This window comes from Fenollaria timonensis, assembly GCF_001457835.1.
Classification (GTDB): Bacteria; Bacillota; Clostridia; order Tissierellales; family Peptoniphilaceae; genus Fenollaria; species Fenollaria timonensis.
The window spans coordinates 907623-927135 of the sequence record NZ_LN898230.1; the positions used below are offsets into that span (position 1 = coordinate 907623).

The following is a 19513-nucleotide window of genomic DNA, read 5'->3' on the forward strand; positions in this document are numbered from 1 at the left end:
TTTAAATTATTTTGAAATAATTTCCTTTGAGTCTCTTGCTATCATTAATTCTTCGTTTGTTGGGCAGATGTAGATCTTAATCTTAGCGCCATCTTTAGCGATGTCTACTTCTTTTCCTCTAGTTCCGTCGTTCTTCTTGTCATCTAGTTCTATGCCTAGGTGTTCAAGTCCGTGAAGAATTTCTCTTCTCATTGTGTCAGAGTTTTCACCGATACCACCAGTCATAACGATGGCGTCTAGTTCTGGCATTTGAGCCATGTAAGCACCGATGTACTTCTTAACTCTGTTTGTAAACATATCAAGTGCAAGTCCTGCTTTTTCATTGCCCTTATCTCTTGCTTCTTCAAGGTCTCTAAAGTCTGAGCTTAGCTTAGAAACGCCAAGTACACCTGATTTTTTATTTAACCATTGATTAGCTTCGTGTGGAGTAATATTTTCATTCTCACATAAGAATGTAACAACAGTTGGGTCGATATCGCCTGATCTTGTACCCATCACAAGGCCTTCAAGCGGTGTAACACCCATGGATGTATCGTAAACTTTACCATTCTTAATGCAAGCTAAACTTGATCCATTACCTAGGTGGCAGTTGATTATGTTTAGTTCTGATAAATCTTTATTAAGTATTTCAGCCATTCTATGTGCTATATATTTATGAGAAGTTCCGTGGAAACCGTATTTTCTAAGTCTATACTTTTCATATAAATCATAGTCAATAGCGTACATGAAGTTCTTAGCTGGCATTGTTTGATGGAAGGCTGTATCCATAACAACAACGTTTGGTTTGCCCTTTACAAGCTCTTCGCAAGCTTCTATACCCATAAGGTTTGCTGGGTTATGAAGTGGTCCGAAGCAGATGAACTTTTCGATAGTCTTCTTAACGTCTTCAGTTACTAGTGTTGAGTCAGTTAACTTGTCTCCACCATGTAGTACTCTGTGACCGATACCGTCGATTTCATCAAGTGAAGCAACAACGCCGTGTTCCTTATCAACAAGTGCGTCAAATACGTGCTTCATAGCTGCCTTGTGGTCCTTCATAGCTTCTTCAACTACAAAGTTTTCTCTTCCTTCAACCTTGTGAGTTAGCTTAGAGCCTTCAATACCGATTCTTTCTACTAAACCTTTACAGATTACGCTTTCGTCATCCATGTTCATTAATTGATACTTTAATGATGATGATCCGCAATTAATTACTAATATTTTCATTTTTACCTCCCTAAATATTTAACAAATCATACACATATATGATATAATAAATTGTAGAAAATTTCAAGTGTTTTTTAAGAAAGAAGGGAAAAAGTTGAAAATAGTCGGAATCATTTCTGAGTACAATCCATTTCACAATGGTCACATCTACCATATTCGTAAAACAAAAGAAGCTCTAGGCGCCGATGCAGTGGTCGCTTTGATGAGTGGCAATTTTGTGCAAAGAGGCCTTCCTAGTGCCTTTACCAAGTATGAAAGAGCTAAGATTGCCTGTGAATATGGCTGTGACCTTATTCTTGAGCTGCCCGTCTTCTCTTCTGTAGCGCCTGCAGATATATTTGCAAAAAATGCTGTGAACATACTAAATAAGCTAAACGTAATTGACTACCTAAGCTTTGGCAGTGAAGATGGTATAGACGCTCTTAGAAAGGCACATGAAACGATGAAGGCAAATGAAAAACAATTTGATGAGCTAATTAAAAAGTATTTGACGAGTGGTCTATCTTACTCAAGGGCTTACGCTTTAAGCTTTAATGAGCTTACTAAGACGGATATAATGAATAAATCAAACAATATACTTGCTTATAAGTATATAAGTGCTCTTGACGAAACGAAGAGCGCGATAAAACCATTCGCCGTGCAAAGACATGGCCCCAGCTATAATGATGAGTGCGATGAGACCGGCATAGCAAGTGCGAGTCATATACGCTCTCTTATATATAAGGGTGAAGATGTGAGTGATTTTGTCCCAGCACTGCCCCAAGAAAAAATTATTGACTTAGAAAAATATTTTTCCTATATCAAGGCCACATTTATAAGAGAAAAGAATTTTAAAATGTATTTTGAATATGATGAAGATGCTGTAAACTATATTAAAAAATACATCTACGAGGCGAAGAGCTATAATGAATTTATGGATATGGTCTCAAGAAAAAACTTTTCAAGGAGCAAGATCAATCGATTTTTATTAGCAATGCTATTAAACATTTATAAAGATAGTGTTTCAAGAGATAATGAATATGATTTTATAATACCTTTATGTGCAAATGAAAAAGGAAAAAAAGTTTTAAGAGAGATAAAAAAGCGTAGCGATGTAAACATCATTAGCAAGTATAAAGATCTTGATAATTTAAGTAAAGAAAGCAAGCTAGACCTTGAGATATTGATAAACAATGATCAAATTTATTATCTGATGAAGGGTATGAATGTAAAAAATGCTTATAAGATTAATTTACAAAGTATAGAAAAAACTCTTAAGAAATAGCAAATTATATGATATAATTAAAATGTTAGGAATAAAATAAATAATATAAAGGAGGACATATATGAAATTACTAATTATCGGTGCAGGTCCTGGCGGATACGAAGCCGCTTTCAGAGCTGCTCAACTAGGAAATGATGTTGTTCTTGTTGAAAAGAACTTACTTGGTGGTACTTGCCTAAACATTGGCTGTATACCTACTAAGACTATGGTTAAGATAGCTGATTTCTATAGCGAAGTACAAAATGCTGAAGAATTTGGCGTAAAAGTTGATGGATATAGTCTTGATACTGAAAAGATTTACCAAAGAAAACAAGACGTAATGGTTAAACTTAGAGACGGAATTGAATATTTAATCTCAACATATGACAATATCAAGCTTTTAAAGGGTACTGCTTCTTTCGTTAGCGAAAATGAAGTAAAAGTAGTTTTAAATAATGGCGGCGAAGAAAACGTTACATTTGATAAGTGCATCATAGCTACTGGATCAAAGGACATCAAGCCACTTGAAGGGTGTGATCTACCAAAGGTACTAAACTCAACTACTCTACTAAGCTTAAAAGAAATACCAAAATCAATGATAGTTATAGGTACAGGCGTTATAGGCCTTGAATTTGCTACTATCTACGCAAGCTTTGGTACTGAAGTAACTGTTATTGGTAACAATATGTTCAAGACAGCAGATATTGAAATTCAAAAGAGATTACAATCAATATTAAAAAATCCAAATCTAAAGTTCGCTACAAAACAACACTCTAAAAAGATAGAGCAAGCTGGCGATATGCTTAAAGTAACTACTCAAATGGTAGGCAAAGACACTATAAAAGAGTATGAAGCTGAATATGTATTAGTTGCCCTAGGCAGAGCAAGCAATACTGACGGTCTTAATACTGAAGCAGCTAAGGTTGAGACAAAGGACGGCGGCGTTTTAGTTGATGAAAACTTAAAGACATCAAACGACAATATCTACGCTATCGGTGACGTTATATACAAAAACACTCAATTAGCTCACTTTGCTACAGCTCAAGGCTTCCACGTAGTTGAACAATTATCTGGACTTGAACCAAAAACAGATCTATCAATAGTTCCAGCTGTATTATACACAGTTCCAGAACTTGCTCAAGTTGGTAAGACTGAACAAGAGCTTGAAAAAGAAGGCATTGAATATGATAAAGCAAAGTCCATGTACCAAGCAAATGGTAAGGCACTTGCAGTTGGTGGGACTAAAGGCTTTATAAAGATACTATCAACAAAGGATCACAAGAAGATTTTAGGCTGCCACATCATCGGTAAAGATGCTGACCTATTGATCCACTACGCTGTTATAGCTATGGCCAATGGTCTAAGTGTTGAAGACTTATCAAATATGATATATGCTCACCCAACTATTGCCGAAGTATTTAAGGACGCAATTGAATCGCTTGAAGGCAAGTCAACAAACTCGCCAATGGCAAAATAATTATAAAACAGATAAAAAAATAAATGCGAAGGTAATTATGTACTTTCGCATTTATTTTTTTACTTTTCTTCTTTTTCTTGTGCTACGTGATTTTCTTGGCTAACAGAAGCTGACATCTTTCTAAGCTCTGTTCTGTTTTCATTCAAAGTAGTAATCATGTCTTTTAAGTTTTCTTGTGCGTTCATTAGAAGCTTGTCTGAGTATTCAAGCGAAGAGCGCTTTAGGTTTGTTGAAGCAATTTGTGCTTTATTCATAATGTCTTTTGCTCTTTCATTTGCTTCTTTTAAAACTTCTTCTTTGCTTACAAGCTCTTCAAGTTTTAATCTTGTTTCTTTAATGATTTGTTCTGCATCTTTATTTGCTTCGCTTATAATTCTTTCTCTTTCTTCTTTGATCCATGCAGCTTGTTTTATTTCATCTGGAAGTTTTATTCTTAACTCGCTTATAATGTCTAGTAATTCTTCTTTTTGAACTAAAACCTTACTTGTTAGAGGAAGAGAACCCGCTGTTTCAACAATGTCCTCAATCTCATCAATAAGACCTAATACATCCATTTTTTAACCCCTTTCGTATTTCTTTTTCAATGCTATTTCAACATTTTCTGGCACTAAGGCCGATATATCTCCATGATAGTAGGCAATCTCTTTCACGATTGAAGAACTAAGGAAGTTGAACTTATGTGACGCAACTAAGAATATAGTTTCTAAGTCCTTATTAAGTGATTTATTCGCCATAGCCATTTGAAGTTCGTATTCATAGTCAGAAACGGCTCTTAAACCTCTTATTACGTAGTTGGTACCCTCTTCTTCACAAAATGAAGTAAGAAGGCCATCAAAAGTCTTTACCTTAATCTTCTTTTCGTCTTTGAAGATTTCCTCTATCATCTTTTTTCTCTCATCTATAGTAAATAAGTGTTTTTTCTGTACATTAGTAGTTATGCCTATGATTAACTCGTCGAACATATCCTTAGATCTGTTGATGATATCTATATGTCCATTGGTTATAGGATCAAAACTACCAGGATAAATAGCTTTCATTTAACACCTCTTTATAAAAAATATTATCTTATCGCCAATTGTTCTTGTATCAATATCAAAATCATCCGTGCTAATGGCCTCCGATAAATCATAGTCTTTGTTTTCTTCTATGATTATACTGCCTTTCTCCTCGAGTAAATCAAGCGAGATAATTAGCTTAAGTACTTCATTTAAGAGCTCATGGCTCTTATATGGCGGATCTAAGAAGATGTAGTCAAAGTTTTTCTCCTTAAGTGGCCCTTTTAAGGCTCTTATGGCATCCATCTTCATAGGCTTTATCTCGTCATTAAGCTTTAAGCTTTCTAAATTTTTATTTATTACGCTTATGGCCTCGCGCGATGAATCTACTAAGTAGACGTCCTTCGCGCCTCTTGAGTAAAACTCAATGCCTATCTGTCCTGTTCCGCTAAATAGGTCTAAGACAGATGCGTTAAGCCTTATTGGCGATATGATATTAAATATTGTTTCTTTTATATTATCCAAAGTTGGTCTCGTCTTAAAGCCTTTTGGTGCTATTAATTTTCTTGATTTGAATTCGCCTGATATAACTCTCATAGTTTGCCTCTTAATTTAAGATGATATCTTGTTTGCCATCATAAAAAACTGAGTCCATATTGTTTAATAAAGCTTCGTATCTGTCTTTTTCGTAGTCAATATCGCCTCTGAGTATTGATAAAACCTCTTTGTTAATATCATTAATCATTTCAGTATCTTTATTAAAATCAAAGAATTTAAAATCTATAGAGCCGTGCTGCTTTGTTCCGAAGAAGTCTCCTGGTCCTCTTAGTATCAAGTCTTTCTTCGATATTTCAAAGCCGTCTCCTGTCTCTTGCATCAATTTTAATCTCTCATAGCTAATATCATTTAGCTTGTCATAAACAAGGACGCAATATGCTTGATCCGAGCTTCTTCCTACCCTGCCTCTTAATTGGTGAAGCGTAGATAAGCCGAACCTTTCTGCGTTTAGTATAATCATTAGATTTGCATTAGGTACGTTTACGCCGACTTCTATAACAGTAGTTGAAACAAGTATTTGCACTTCGTTATCTTCATAAGCGGACATAATCTTGTTCTTCTCTTCGTTTGATGTTTTTCCATGAAGGAGAGCTACATTATAATCTTTGAAGTGCTCCTTCAATTCTAAATATACATCATTTGCGTTTGCCAAGTCAAGTGAGTCGCTCTCTTCAATCAGAGGCGTAACCACATAGACCTGCTTTGATTTTTTTAGTTCTTTTTCTATAAAATTAAAAATTCTTTCCTTGTAAGAGTAAGGCACAGAGTATGTCTCGACCTTTTTCCTTCCTGGCGGCATGGTCTTGATAGTTGATATATCAAGGTCGCCGTAGAAAATTAGTGACATGGTCCTTGGTATCGGCGTTGCACTCATTACAAGAGTGTCTGCATATATCGATTTATTCGTTAAATTCGCCCTTTGCTTAACGCCAAATCTGTGTTGCTCGTCTGTGATAACGAGTCCAAGCTTATTAAAAGTAACTTTATCTTGGATTATAGAGTGAGTTCCGACAACTATGTCTATCTCCCCGCTCTCTAGCCCCTCATAAATCTCATTCTTTTCTTTATTTGATATTGATGATGATAGCAGCGCCACTTTTATATCTTTAGCTTTGAAAATATCTTTAAGGCTCTCGTAGTGCTGCTTAGCAAGTATTTCAGTCGGTGCCATCATTCCAGCTTGGTAGCCATTGAGATGCGCCTTATACATAGCATATACAGCGACTATGGTCTTACCGCTACCAACATCTCCTTGGACTAGCCTGTTCATCCTCTTATCAGCTTGCATATCAGCATTGATCTCGTCTATGACAGTCTTTTGATCAGGCGTTAGCTCAAAGCCAAGCCCCTTAATAAAATCATCTTCTTCATCAAAGTGCTTGAACTTTATATAATTTTCATCCTGAACTTCTTTTCTTAAGACTTTAAATCCATATTCAACGGTAAATATCTCTCTAAAAGCTAAAGTCCTTCTCGCCTTCTCCAAAGTCTCGTGAGACGTTGGAAAATGCAGTTCTTTAAGCGCTTCATCTATACCATATAAGTTATAATCACGTATCAAAACTTCTGGAATTATCTCTTTTACTAAGCCTTTTGTATTAAGTAGCTCACTTACGATTGAGACCAGTTTTGAATTGTATAAACCTTTTACGAGATTATATATTGGGCCGATGTAGCCAAGTCTGTCCGTGTTTAAGCTGTTGTAAAATTCAGGATTAGAAAAACTGTATCCAAATTTATTTTTACTTAATTTGCCAAAAAAGTAGAATGTTTTACCCGGCTTAAAGATATTTCTGTAAAAATTCATGCCAAAGAAGAAAACTTTCGCATTATTCTTCTCGTCACAAACGTCAAACATCATCATATTTCTCTGCCTCATTATAGGCGAAGAAATGACTTTTACCTTAAACAGAGCCGCTTCGGCTAGACTATCATCAGAGATAGTCCTAAGATTCTTCCTATCTTCATACCTTCTAGGCCTGTTAAGCAGTGCATCTTCTGCAGTGTATAAACCAAGCCTATTTAGATACTCTTCAGTTTTGCTTCCTACTCCCTTGACCTCTCTTAGCTTCATTATTCCAATGAAATTATATAGTAGTATAAAGCTTGTTTAGACTCGATTGCTTCGAAGTCGACATCCGGATATTTTTCTTCTAGTTTTTCAATTAAATCATCAGCTAGAGCTTTTTCAGCGTCTTCACCTAGATATAAAGTAACTAAAGATGTGTCCTCATCGATAAGCTCATCTATCATAGCCATAGTTGTTTCATTTAAATCGGCTGAGCTTGCAAGTATCTTTGATGAGCTGATAGCAAGGTAATTACCCTTCTTTATCTCTTTACCATCGATAGTAGTGTCTCTTACGGCAAAAGTAACTTCACCAGTTTTTACTTCGCTGATGGCTTCGTTCATATTGTCAAGAATTTCATCAGCACTCATATCTTCATCAAAAGTTATCATAGCTGTGATAGCTTCTGGCATATTTCTAGTCTCAACTACATGAATATTTTTCTCACTAAGGTCAATAGTTTGCTTAGCCGCCATGATGATGTTTTTATTGTTAGGGAAGATAAATATATCGTCTGCATTGATCTTGTCAATTGCTTCCATAAAATCTTCTGTAGATGGGTTCATAGTTTGACCACCAGTAACAACTTCATCAACTTTTAAATCCTTAAATATCTTTGTAAAGCCTTCGCCTGAACTTACGGCTATAAAGCCATATTTTTTGTGTTCTTTTGGCTTATTATCTTCTTTTTCAATATTTTTATACTCTTCTTCGCTAAATAGTATCTCATTGTGTTGAAGACGCATATTGTCAATCTTAATGTCCTTTAAGTAACCAAGTTTTAAAGCTTCTTCAATAACTTGACCTGGGTTGTTTGAGTGTATATGGCACTTGATTATATCATCAAGAGCAACGACAACCATTGAGTCACCTATCTTTGAGATAGTTTCCTTAAACTCTTCGGCCTTGCTTGTATCGCCAGTTATAATAAATTCAGTACAATAACCATATTTGATATTGTCTGTAGAAATTTCTTTTCTATTAGCTGTTTGTTTAGTTTTATTTATATCTTGAACTGTAATTTCTAGATTTTCAGTTCTAGCGCCTTCTATTGCGCCTTTTAAAATACAGTAAAGACCCTTACCACCAGCATCAACTACACCAGCTTCTTTCAATACGCTCAATAGCTCTGGAGTTCTGTTCAACGATTCTTCTAAAGCAATAAGTGCATCATCTGCAAATTTAGAAAGTTCTGTGTAATTTCTATAGTTTTTACTTGCAAAACTTGCTAAATCCTTTGATACTGTTAGTATAGTTCCTTCTGTTGGTCTCATAACAGCCTTATAAGCAACTTCACTTGCTTTAACAAAGGCTTCCATCAATGCTTCGATGTCAATGTATTCCTTATCTTCTACAGCTTCTTTGAAACCTCTAAGAAGTTGAGATAAGATTACACCAGAGTTTCCTCTTGCTCCAAGAAGAGCGCCCTTGCTCAAAGCACTTGATATTTCTTTTACAGTTTTATTTTCTTCTTTAACTGCATTTGTAACTGCTGACTTCATTGTTAGAAGCATGTTAGTACCTGTATCTCCATCTGGAACAGGAAATACATTTAGAGCGTCAACCACTTCCTTGTTTTCACCAAGTGAGTTTAGAGCTCCAATCAATGCTTTCTTTAAAACAATTGCGTCAATTTTATTAGTACTCACATTTACCTCCTACTTTTTGTCATTCATTCTTAGTCCTTGGACAAAAACGTTGACATTTTTAACAGACATAGCTGTTTGTCTTTCAACATTATATTTTACTTTTTCTATAATGTTATCACAAACAACCGAAATTTTTACTCCAAACTCCAACACTACATATAAAGATATGTCTAAGTGGCTTCCGTCTGTTACTACCTTTACTCCCTTAGCTAGATTCTCCATGTTAAGTAATTTGTAAAAACCATCTTTTGCATCGATTGCACTCATACCTACTATGCCATAGCTTTCCATAGCAGATAGACCTGCTATCTTGGCGATAACATTGTCAGCAATGTTAATAGTTCCTAAATCATTAGTATATTGACAAGGCATAAATCTCCCTCCATTCACTTAATAAATTTATTTTCTCTTCTGCTTTGCTTATTTGTATCCATAATTACTTATATTATACCATTAAATTGCTTATTTTTAAAGATATATATGGAAATTTTATGTTTTTTTGACATTTTCTTTAAAAAAAATCTATTTTTTATAAAAAAAGCTTGATTTTTATGATTAACTTTGCTATAATTAAGTAGTTAAAGCTTGAGAGGAGGTAAGAAAATGGGAAAAGTTTGCGATATATGTGGTAAAGGAAAGATTGCCGGTAATAAAGTATCTCACTCTTTAAGACACTCAAGAAGAACTTGGAAGCCAAACTTAAGAAGAGTTAGAGCAAACGTTAACGGAACTGTAAAAAGAATAAATGTTTGTACTAGATGCCTTAGATCAGGTAAGGTACAAAGAGCCGAATAAAAATTGCAGACTAACTGCAATTTTTTTTGCTCATACATAGAAGAAGCAGAGGATGTCCTCTGCTTCTTTCGCGTGTATATATAAAGGTCTATGCATAATGCACAGGCCTTCTTTGTATTTAAGCTAAATCGATTTTATAAAAACAATGTTGTAAAGACAAAGGCTCTGTTCTTATGTGCAGTGACTAAGGCATACTCACCCATTGCTTTGTTGCTCATTAGTAATGAACTTTCTTTCTTAACTGTCTTATGATCAAGCTCCCACTTTGCTGACTCGATTGAAACAGTTAAGTCTTCATCAACTGGTACCATTGAGAAGGATACTACATCATATCTATTCAATACTCTAAGTGTATCGCCTTCATTAAGCACTTTTGCTGCTTGTTGGCCACCGAAGACAGTTATGTCAAGGTCCTTGCTATATGCTAAGACATTGTTTAGTACTGTCATAGTGTGATCAGTTTTTCCGCCTAAAGCGCAGAAAACATCAATCTTCTTAATCTTGCACTTTTCTTTTACATATTCCAAGGCAAGTTCGAAGTCTGTCTTGTCCTTTTCTACGTCATATTCTATCCTATCGATATCACTTGTCTCCATGTAGATTAGTGCATCTTCATTAACACTATCACAATCACCTATAAAAAAATCTGCTTCCATATTGTACTTAACTAAGTGATTTAAGCCGCCATCGACAGCTATGACCATGGCGTAATTTTTAATATCTCCTGTTAAAAAACTATCAATTGGTCCGTTTAATACTATTGCTACTTTATTTTTCATCTCTCAACTCTCCTAAATTCTTTTCTATCTCTGAATTTTTAAATGCTGCTGATCCTGCAACAAATAAATCTACTCCTAAAGCTTCTAAGCTCTTAATATTGTCTTTGTTGACGCCGCCATCGACCTCTAATATGATGTCTCTGCCGCTTTCGTCAATCATCTTTCTCACTCTTTTGATCTTCTCATTAACTGCTTCGATGTATGATTGGCCACCAAAACCTGGATTAACTGACATAATTAATATTAGATCAATATCGTCCATGATGTACTTAAGCGTTTCTTCACTTGTCGATGGGTTTAGTGACACACCGGCCTTCATGCCAAGTCTTCTGATTTCGGCAAGCGTTCTTTGTAAATGTATAGTCGCCTCTTGATGCACGGTTAATATATCTGCTCCGGCATTTTTAAAATCTTCCAAATATCTTTCAGGCTTTTCTATCATTAAGTGGCAGTCAAGAATGTAATCTGTGTTCTTTCTCACTGATTTAATGATTGGCAGACCAAAGGATATGTTCTGAACAAAATTTCCATCCATAACATCAAGATGCAAGTACTTAATATCAGCCTTCTTTAGTCTTTCTAAATCGTCTTGCAAATTATAAAAGTTTGCCGACAATAATGATGGTGCTATCTCTCTCAAGTCAATACCTCCTCTTTGCTTTTATCTCTTCATACATTAGTAGATAATTTTTATACCTAATACGCGATATATTTTCTTCTTCTACTTGCCTTTTTATCTCACAATCAGGTTCATTGATGTGCGCGCACGACGCAAACCTGCATTTGTTCTTATATTTATTAAATTCTTTTATATAATTTTTTAGCTCATCTTCCTCTTGCAAAAAGTCAAGCTCAAGCGATGTAAAACCAGGCGTATCAATGATCTTCGTCTCTTCATCTATTGAGTAGAGCTGCACTGACCTTGTTGTTTGCTTGCCCTTATTGAGCTTCATCGATATCTCTTGGGTCTTAATTAGCTTGTTTTTATTGAGGTAATTCATTATTGACGACTTGCCCACGCCAGATGGACCTGAAAGAACCGATGTTTGACCCTTTATCTCGTCTAAAACCATGTGAATGGATTCATCATCATATATACTCGTCTCGAAGACATCGTAGCCGATGCTCTTATACATATTATATATAAGCTCATCAAGCTTAATATCTTTTTTATTTATTATGATTATAGGCCTAATATGATTGTACTCTGCCATGACTAAGAATTTGTCAAGCAAAAGTAAATTTATGCTTGGCGTACTTATAGTCATGACTATGAGTAAATTATCTACGTTAGCTACATTTGGCCTTATTAGCTCATTTTTTCTTTCTTCGATGCTTTCTATAAGGCAGGAGCCATCTTTTTCTACAAAGTTTGCAATGTCACCAACAAGTGGCTTCATCTTAAGCTTCTTAAAGCTTCCAAGCTGCTTTGCTTCATAGACCTCGCCCATGCTCTCTATATAGAAAACGCCGGAAATGGATTTAATTATTTTACCCTTCATTAGTTCGCTTGCTTTGTAGTTATATAAGTGTCGTTCTTGTAAATATCGAATGTGTCTCCTTCTTTAGCGTTGTACTTGAATCTTACTTGACCATCTTCCTTGCTAACCATTTGATCGTAAACAGTTTCTTTTACTCCGTTAGAGTTTTTAATTATAGTGAAGTGTGTTTGATCAAGGTCTGGATCTGCTTGAAGAACGATGTCTATAACGACTGCGGCCTTTTCTTTTGGCTTATCTTCTTCTTTTGGTTTTTCATTTGTTTCATTATTTTCAGGCGTTTCTTCTGCCGGCTTTTCAATCTTGCCTTTAGATACTACAAGGTCGATAACCTCATCTTTTTGAACAGTTGATCCTGATTCTATTGACTGATCTGTAACGATGTCTTTATCAAAGTCTTCACTGTCTTTGCTTGTAATTTTGTATTTAAGTCCTAAATCTGTAAGCTCTTTAATAACTTCATCTTTATTTCTTCCTATAAAGTTAGGAACTTCAACTTCATCAGAATTTCCCTTGCTTACAACAACTTTTATTAGGCTATTCTTTTCAGCTTGAGAGCCTTCTGATGGCTCTTGTCTGATAATGATGCCTTCTTCGTGCTCTTTGTCTTCTTCGTAGCTTGGTTCAGCAAGCTTTAAGCCATATTTATATAAAATGCTTTCTGCATCTAAAATAGTTTCGCCAACTATTTTTGGTACTTCAACACTATCTTCTGATTCAGATATAGTTAAAGACACTTTAAAATCTTTTTTAACTTTAAAATCTGCTTCTGGATCTTGTTTTGTTACAATATTTGCCTTGCCATCAGTTTTTTCTTTAGCTACTACTTCATAAGTAAGTCCTAAGGCTTCAAGTTTTGATTTTGCTGTATCTAAGTCTTCACCAACAAGGTTTGGCACTACTACTTCGTCTGAGCCGCCGCCACTAAGTGCGCCTTTTAAGTAATTATATCCAAAGAATAGTCCAGCTACAAGTAGTAGAGCTGTTATTATTCCTAAGAAAACGCCAGCTAAACCATTTTCTTTTTTCTTTTTACGGCGATTTCTGTTTGATTGTCTCATTTCAGAAATATTTTCCTCCCTATTTCTTTTAATCTTTTCATTTTTTTCTTCACGAATAATATCTTCTTGTTTTAAAACAACAGTTTCATCATTCCAGTTGTCATTTTGCTTATCATAATTAAAGCTAACATCATCATCTAAGTATAAAAAGTCCGCCAAGATGTCATCAACGCTTTGATATCTTTCACTTTGCTTCTTTCTTGTACACTTAAGTATGATCTTTTCAAGATTCTTGTTCATATGAGGCAGATACTCGGACGGCGGAACGATATCATCTTGTATTTGCTTCATAGCTACTGATATAGGATTGTCCCCATCATATGGCTTTTTGCCTGTTAGCATCTCGTACAAAACTATACCAAATGAATATATATCAGTCTTATTATCAGTGTAGCCGCCTCTAGCTTGTTCAGGTGATATATAATGGACCGAGCCGAGTACATCAGATGTTGTAGTAACTGTAGTTGATGTCGATGCTCTTGCTATACCAAAGTCAGTTACTTTGACAGTGCCTTGCTTAGTAATCATTATATTGTGAGGCTTTATATCTCTATGAACAACATTATGATCATGAGCGTCTTTCAAAGCTCTAAGGATTTGAATTGAATAATCAATTGCATCATCTTCAGAAAGTTTGCCCTTGCTATCAATTATATCCTTTAAAGTAGTTCCATCTATATACTCCATAACGATGTAATAGATAGTCTCGTCCTCAATAGTGTCAGTACCTACATCATATATGCCCACGATGTTTTGGCTCGATAATGATGCGGCCGCCTTTGATTCTCTATTAAACTTCTTTATAAATTCTTCATCATTAGCATATTCAGGTCTTAATATTTTTATAGCAACATATCTATCTAAAACTCTACATCTGGCTTTGAAGACAGTTGCCATGCCTCCATCGCCAATTTTTTCTAAGATTTCATATCTATCCGATAAAAGTTTTCCTATCATCTTATCCATTTTATCACCTCTAAGCCTTTATAGTTATTATAGTAACATTATCTCGTCCACCCATAAGTATAGCTCTATCCTTAAGCTCTTCAGCTACCTTTTGCATTGAGATACTCTTGTTCTTCTCTACTATTGCAAGTATCGAGTTATCTTCGACCTCTTTGTTAAGTCCATCTGTACATAAAAGTACTATGTCATCCTTTCTGTGAATGAACTTATATGTGTCAATGACAACAGTTTTTTCTGTCCCCAAAGCTCTGGTCAAAGCGTTTTTGTTATCTATATTTTTTATATTAAAAATTTTGCTTCCCGCCCTTTTAATTAGCTCGTTGCCAAAGGTGTGGTCCTCTGTTAACTGAGCTATCTCGTGCTCTCTGATTAGGTAGGCTCTTGAGTCACCTACATGAGCTATTAGGCAAGTGTTTTTGTAATAGGCGCAGACCAATATTGTCGTGCCCATGCCCTCACACTCTTTATTAAACTTTGAATATTTGTAAATGGAATTGTTCGCGCTAACTATACTTGTTCTTATAGCGTCTTCGACATCGTCTATACAGACTACATCGTTTTTGTTTTTTAAGACATCGGCAATGGTGTCGACAGCCATCTTACTAGCTAGTTCGCCTGCCTTATGTCCACCAACCCCATCAGCAATTACAAAGAAAGGGAATGGATTATCATCGTAGATAAAAAAGTTATCTTCATTATTTGTTCTAGTTTTACCCTTATCTGAAACATAACCAATATTCACATTGACCACCTCCTATTGTTCAAGATAATTATTTCTAAGCTGTCCACACGAAGCGTTTATATCAGCTCCTAACTCGCGCCTAACGGTTACGTTAAAGCCAAAATCTTCTAAATATTTTTTAAACTTCATTATATTTTCAGAAGTACTCGGCTCTTCGTCGTACTCTTTAATCTTGTTAAGCGGAATTAAATTGATGTGTGACTTAATATCTTTTAATAAATTTTTTATATCTAAAGCAGATTGATAAGAGTCATTAAGTCCGTCGATCAAAACGTATTCAAAGGATATCCTCTTATTGATCTTTGCCTGATACTCTTTAAGCGCAGGTACAAGCTTATCAAATGGATAGCTCTTTGTAATCGGCATGATCTTCTTTCTCTCTTCTTCGTCCGCATTATGTAATGATATCGTTAGTGTGATTGGATAATCATATTCGGCGAGCTTCACTATCTTATCAGCAAGACCGCAAGTTGAAACAGTGATGTTCCTCTTCGATAGATTCTTTCCTTCTTTGGCACTTATTAGCTCAATAAATCTTATAAGCTCATCAAAGTTATCAAGCGCCTCGCCGCTACCCATTAGTACCACGTTTGATACATTTATATCATTAAGTCTCTCTATTTCATATATCTCGTCAAGCATTTCCGAGGCATATAGATTTCTTATAAAGCCTTTCTTAGTCGATGCACAAAAGGCGCAGCCCATCTTGCAGCCAACCTGTGTTGAGATACAGACAGTGTAGCCATACTTGTACTTCATTAAGACGCTCTCAATGACATTACCATCATAAAGCTCAAAAAGGTATTTCCTTGTTTCATCAAGTTTTGATTTTAATTCCAAAACTTTTTTTACTCCATATATCTCAGAGCTATTAATAAGTTTTTCTTTTAAATCCTGTGAGAATGTACTTATATCTTCGATATTCTTTATCTTTTGCTTATGAATAGCCTCGAAGAGCTGCTTCGCTCTAAACTTCTTCTCACCAAGCTCTAAGAAATATGTCTCAAGCTCTGATATATACATATTGTTAATAATCTTCGTCAAATTAATCCTTCCTTAGATATGAAATGAAAAAGCCGTCGTTAATTTTTTCACTAGGCATGTGCTTTATATATTTTTCCAAAGTAAAATCGTTATTTTCTTCTAAAAATCTCTTTAGCATCATTTCGTTTTCTAGCTTAAGTATGCTGCATGTGCTGTAGATAAGCAAGCCGCCACGCTTAACGTAGTCTTTGGATATACTTAGTATCTTCCACTGCTTATCGTTAAGCTCCTTAAGCTCTTTTATATTGATTTGATATTTTATTTCAGGCTTCCTAGATATTATACCACTTCCTGAGCATGGTACGTCTATCAAAACTTTATCAAAATTGTTAAGAAATTCTTTATTTAATTTCATAGCATCATTGATTTTAAAATCAATATTATCAAGGCCAAGTCTATGGGCCTCGCTCTCTAAGAGTTTTATCTTATGCTCATATATATCGCAGCTAGTAATTGAACCATCAGGCTTCTCCGCCATGTGCATGGACTTGCCGCCAGGCGCAGCGCACAGATCAAGGACCTTATCACCCTTATTAAGCTTTATATAATCTTGAAGGCTCGCGCTTGTCGCATCTTGAAATGAAATATAGCCTTGCTTATATAAGCTTTTTATAACGTCATTTACCTTGTCATATACTATGAGGCTGTCAATCGATATATCGCTTTCTTCGTATTTAATATCAAATTTCTCAAGAACTGCACCGATAGCTTTTTTGCTAGTCTTCTTTGTGTTCGCTCTAAGATTAAGTAGCCTTTCGTCCATGGATCTATCTAAAAAATCAATTACAGTCTCTTTGTCATAATCGCTTTTTAATAAATCCAAAAACTCTTCATTAAGTGAATACTTTACGGCTAGTCTCTTATCTTCATCAGCTATATCGATTTTAATTAAATCATCTTTATTTCTTAAAAAATTTCTTAGGTTTGCATTGACAAAGCCTGAAAGCCTTTTATTAACTTTCTTTGTTAGATTTACTGCCTCATTAACCGCAGCGCTATCAGGCACCTTGTCCATGTATATGATTTGATATAGAGCCATCTCCATAATTATGAGTATCTCTATGTCAATCTTCTCTAGCTTTGTTGAAGATAGCTTTGAGATGATATAATCAAGATATTTCTTTCTCTCTACAACACCATAAACAAGCTTTGTTACGAAAGACTTTGAAATATCTTTATCAAGCTTATTAAGTTCAGTTCTTAAACTAATGTTTGAGTAGGCACCGCTTGCAAATATATCTTTCAAAATCAAAAAGATTGTATATCTGTCGTTATTTTTAATCATTTCTTCTCCTCATAGAAAGTAGTCTTAGTATTTCACTTATAGCTGCAAATGCTGCTGCAACGTATGTTAGAGCTGCTGCCTTTAAAACTTTCTTCGAACCATATATAGTTTCTTCGTTAACGCCTGGCATAGCACTAATTTCGTTCAAAGCCCTTCTAGATGCGTTAAACTCAACTGGTAGAGTCACTAATGTGAATAAAACTATGATGCCATATAATATTATACCTATATCGAATAGCTTCATAAAGTTAAAGAATAAACCTCCTAGTATCAAGTACATTGCTAAACTGCTTGAAATGCTTACAGCTGGCGCCATAAGGCTTCTTAAGTTTAGCATTGGATAGCTTTCCTTATCTTGAATAGCGTGACCTACCTCGTGGGCTGCAACAGCAACCGAGGCGATGGATGTGCCATCTGATATATCTTTTGACAAAGAAAGGCTTTTGTCTCTTGGATCATAAAAATCACTTAAGGTACCTGGCACTTCCTTGATATTTACATTTCTTAAACCGTTCTTATCAAGTATAGCTCTAGCTACTTCTGCTCCGCTACGACCGATTGAGCTCATCCTTCCCATGTATTCTCTATATACTGCTTGTATCTTGAATTGAGCGTATAAGCTTAGTAGCATTGCTGGAATTATATAGATGAAGTATGAACTTACATAATTATGATATCTTCCCGCAAATATTAAAAAGTTTATCATTATCTATCCCCTAACCTTTCACCTATTTCAATTTTGTTTCCTCTTATATAATCAGAAACCTTCATTCTCTTCTTATTTGGCATTTGCACTTCACTTATGATTATAGCATCGTCTTTGCACTTAACTAAAATGCCATCTTCGTTGACATTTAGTATAGTGCCCGCCTTTTTATCACTATTATCTTTGACAATGTCAGCCTTAAATATCTTCATATTATTGCCCTTGTAAATAGTGAATGCAACTGGCCATGGCTGCATCGCCCTAATTATGTGTTCAATCTTAGAAGCGCTTTCGCTAAAATCAATAAAAGCGTCTTCCTTTTTAATCATCTTTACATAAGAACTCTTTGCATCGTCTTGTGGAGTGCCCTCGTCTAATTCGCTAAGACCATCTAAGTACTCCACTATCATCTCTGCGCCTAAATTAGATAGCTTCATAGTAAGTGTATCTGCCGTGTCATCATCTGCAATAGCTATCTCTCTTGACACAAGTATGTTTCCTGTGTCAAGTCCCTTTGCCATCTTCATAAGAGTTATGCCTGTTACTTCATCTTCGTTAATGATGGCTGCTTGAACTGGTGCCGCTCCTCTATACCTTGGTAATAGTGATGCGTGTATATTTATCGAGTGATAGCGCTTCATATAAAGTATCTCTTCTTTAATTATTTGTCCATATGAGGCTACCACGATAACATCTGCCTCTGTATCTTTGATCTTGGCAATAGACTCGTCGCTATTGACATCTTCTGGCTGAAAGACTTCTATGCCGTTATCAAGAGCATAAGTCTTTAGCTCAGAGTAAGTGATTTGCATCTTTCTACCGCGTCTTCTATCCGGCTGAGTAATAAGCATAGTTATATCAAAGCCATGGTCCTTTAAAGCCTTTAAGGGAGCCAAACTAAATAATGGCGTTCCCATGTAAATGACTTTCATTATTTAGCCTCTTCCATCTTATGTTCTTTATCTAATTTTGCCTTAAGCTCATCATTTGTATACATTTCTTTAGCTTTGTCAGTATATAAAATGCCCTTCAAATGATCTGTCTCGTGGCATATTACTCTAGTCAAAAAACCTTCAGTCTCAAGCTCATGTTCATTGCCTTCAAGGTCTTGGTACTTCATCTTAAGCTTTTCAGGTCTTTCAACCACACCAGAGTAGCCTGGAACTGATAGACAGCCTTCGTAATCGTCGCAGCTACCCATCGTTTCGATTATATCTGGATTTACAAAAACCATAGGTCCTTCGCCTATGTCTATGACTATCATTTGCTTAAGTATACCTACTTGTACCGCAGCAAGACCAACGCCTTCCGCGTGATTCATAGTCTCTATCATGTCATCTGCTAGCTCTTTAAGTCTATCGTCAAAAACTTTAACTAGCTTAGATTGTTTTCTAAGAATTTCATCTTCGTCGTGTCTAATATTTCTAAGTGCCATCTTTA

Annotated in this window: 20 protein-coding genes; 3 read left to right on the forward strand and 17 right to left on the reverse strand. The window is 35.4% G+C overall.

Translation table 11 applies throughout. The annotated features are described in order from the left end of the window. Positions 1-6: 6 nt before the first annotated feature. Entirely contained in the window at positions 7-1206 is a 1200-nt protein-coding gene (locus tag BN3004_RS07405) for an acetate kinase (protein ID WP_058260544.1), read from the reverse strand. 94 nt (positions 1207-1300) lie between these two features. Here BN3004_RS07405 and BN3004_RS07410 point away from each other — a divergent pair, with 94 nt between their 5' ends. Both BN3004_RS07410 and lpdA read left to right on the forward strand, forming a co-directional pair. Next, positions 1301-2470: a tRNA(Met) cytidine acetate ligase gene (locus BN3004_RS07410; RefSeq protein ID WP_058260545.1), complete on the forward strand. Its 1170-nt coding sequence runs from the start codon at positions 1301-1303 to the stop codon at positions 2468-2470. A gap of 61 nt (positions 2471-2531) precedes the next feature. Beyond that, positions 2532-3926 (forward strand): dihydrolipoyl dehydrogenase, encoded by a 1395-nt coding sequence (lpdA, locus tag BN3004_RS07415; RefSeq protein ID WP_058260546.1) that lies wholly within the window; start codon positions 2532-2534, stop codon positions 3924-3926. Between the two features lie 59 nt (positions 3927-3985). Here the strand turns inward: lpdA and BN3004_RS07420 are convergent, their stop codons facing one another. The 6 genes from BN3004_RS07420 to BN3004_RS07445 are packed head-to-tail and all read right to left on the reverse strand — an operon-like array spanning position 3986 to position 9568. Then, positions 3986-4480, reverse strand: a complete 495-nt coding sequence (locus BN3004_RS07420) for a hypothetical protein (protein ID WP_058260547.1) — start codon at positions 4478-4480, stop codon at positions 3986-3988. Between the two features lie 3 nt (positions 4481-4483). Continuing rightward, positions 4484-4963: a pantetheine-phosphate adenylyltransferase gene (gene coaD / locus BN3004_RS07425; protein ID WP_058260548.1), complete on the reverse strand. Its 480-nt coding sequence runs from the start codon at positions 4961-4963 to the stop codon at positions 4484-4486. Further along, positions 4964-5518, reverse strand: a complete 555-nt coding sequence (gene rsmD / locus BN3004_RS07430; protein ID WP_058260549.1) for a 16S rRNA (guanine(966)-N(2))-methyltransferase RsmD — start codon at positions 5516-5518, stop codon at positions 4964-4966. 10 nt (positions 5519-5528) lie between these two features. Continuing rightward, complete coding sequence (gene recG / locus BN3004_RS07435) at positions 5529-7553, reverse strand: ATP-dependent DNA helicase RecG (RefSeq protein ID WP_058260550.1); 2025 nt, start codon at positions 7551-7553, stop codon at positions 5529-5531. Continuing rightward, positions 7553-9196 (reverse strand): DAK2 domain-containing protein, encoded by a 1644-nt coding sequence (locus BN3004_RS07440; RefSeq protein WP_058260551.1) that lies wholly within the window; start codon positions 9194-9196, stop codon positions 7553-7555. The genes recG and BN3004_RS07440 overlap by 1 nt, the downstream gene beginning before the upstream one ends. A 9-nt stretch (positions 9197-9205) precedes the next feature. Next, positions 9206-9568, reverse strand: coding sequence for an Asp23/Gls24 family envelope stress response protein (locus tag BN3004_RS07445; protein ID WP_058260552.1), 363 nt, complete (start codon positions 9566-9568; stop codon positions 9206-9208). A 231-nt stretch (positions 9569-9799) separates the two neighbouring features. Between BN3004_RS07445 and rpmB the strand changes: the two genes are divergently transcribed. Beyond that, a complete protein-coding gene (gene rpmB / locus BN3004_RS07450; RefSeq protein WP_019214672.1) occupies positions 9800-9991 on the forward strand; it encodes a 50S ribosomal protein L28 in 192 nt (63 codons plus the stop codon). 134 nt (positions 9992-10125) lie between these two features. Here rpmB and BN3004_RS07455 read toward each other — a convergent pair whose 3' ends face one another. From BN3004_RS07455 to def, 10 genes are read right to left on the reverse strand one after another with little or no spacing between them, the layout of a single operon-like run. Further along, entirely contained in the window at positions 10126-10770 is a 645-nt protein-coding gene (locus BN3004_RS07455) for a thiamine diphosphokinase (protein ID WP_058260553.1), read from the reverse strand. Continuing rightward, positions 10760-11410 (reverse strand): ribulose-phosphate 3-epimerase, encoded by a 651-nt coding sequence (gene rpe / locus BN3004_RS07460; RefSeq protein ID WP_058260554.1) that lies wholly within the window; start codon positions 11408-11410, stop codon positions 10760-10762. The genes BN3004_RS07455 and rpe overlap by 11 nt, the downstream gene beginning before the upstream one ends. A gap of 1 nt (position 11411) precedes the next feature. Then, entirely contained in the window at positions 11412-12272 is an 861-nt protein-coding gene (gene rsgA, locus BN3004_RS07465) for a ribosome small subunit-dependent GTPase A (protein WP_058260555.1), read from the reverse strand. Further along, positions 12272-14296, reverse strand: coding sequence for a Stk1 family PASTA domain-containing Ser/Thr kinase (gene pknB / locus BN3004_RS07470; protein WP_058260556.1), 2025 nt, complete (start codon positions 14294-14296; stop codon positions 12272-12274). Before pknB ends, rsgA begins: the two co-directional genes overlap by 1 nt. A 10-nt stretch (positions 14297-14306) precedes the next feature. Then, positions 14307-15038: a Stp1/IreP family PP2C-type Ser/Thr phosphatase gene (locus BN3004_RS07475; protein ID WP_058260557.1), complete on the reverse strand. Its 732-nt coding sequence runs from the start codon at positions 15036-15038 to the stop codon at positions 14307-14309. Positions 15039-15050: 12 nt separating this feature from the next. Then, entirely contained in the window at positions 15051-16082 is a 1032-nt protein-coding gene (rlmN, locus tag BN3004_RS07480) for a dual-specificity RNA methyltransferase RlmN (protein ID WP_278315526.1), read from the reverse strand. Between the two features lies 1 nt (position 16083). Further along, complete coding sequence (rsmB, locus tag BN3004_RS07485) at positions 16084-17367, reverse strand: 16S rRNA (cytosine(967)-C(5))-methyltransferase RsmB (protein ID WP_058260558.1); 1284 nt, start codon at positions 17365-17367, stop codon at positions 16084-16086. Then, on the reverse strand, positions 17360-18073 hold the full coding sequence (locus tag BN3004_RS07490) for a zinc metallopeptidase (protein WP_196792498.1): 714 nt from the start codon (positions 18071-18073) through the stop codon (positions 17360-17362). Before BN3004_RS07490 ends, rsmB begins: the two co-directional genes overlap by 8 nt. Continuing rightward, on the reverse strand, positions 18073-19005 hold the full coding sequence (fmt, locus tag BN3004_RS07495; RefSeq protein WP_058260559.1) for a methionyl-tRNA formyltransferase: 933 nt from the start codon (positions 19003-19005) through the stop codon (positions 18073-18075). Before fmt ends, BN3004_RS07490 begins: the two co-directional genes overlap by 1 nt. Beyond that, positions 19005-19508: a peptide deformylase gene (gene def / locus BN3004_RS07500; protein WP_058260560.1), complete on the reverse strand. Its 504-nt coding sequence runs from the start codon at positions 19506-19508 to the stop codon at positions 19005-19007. Before def ends, fmt begins: the two co-directional genes overlap by 1 nt. Positions 19509-19513 lie beyond the last annotated feature (5 nt).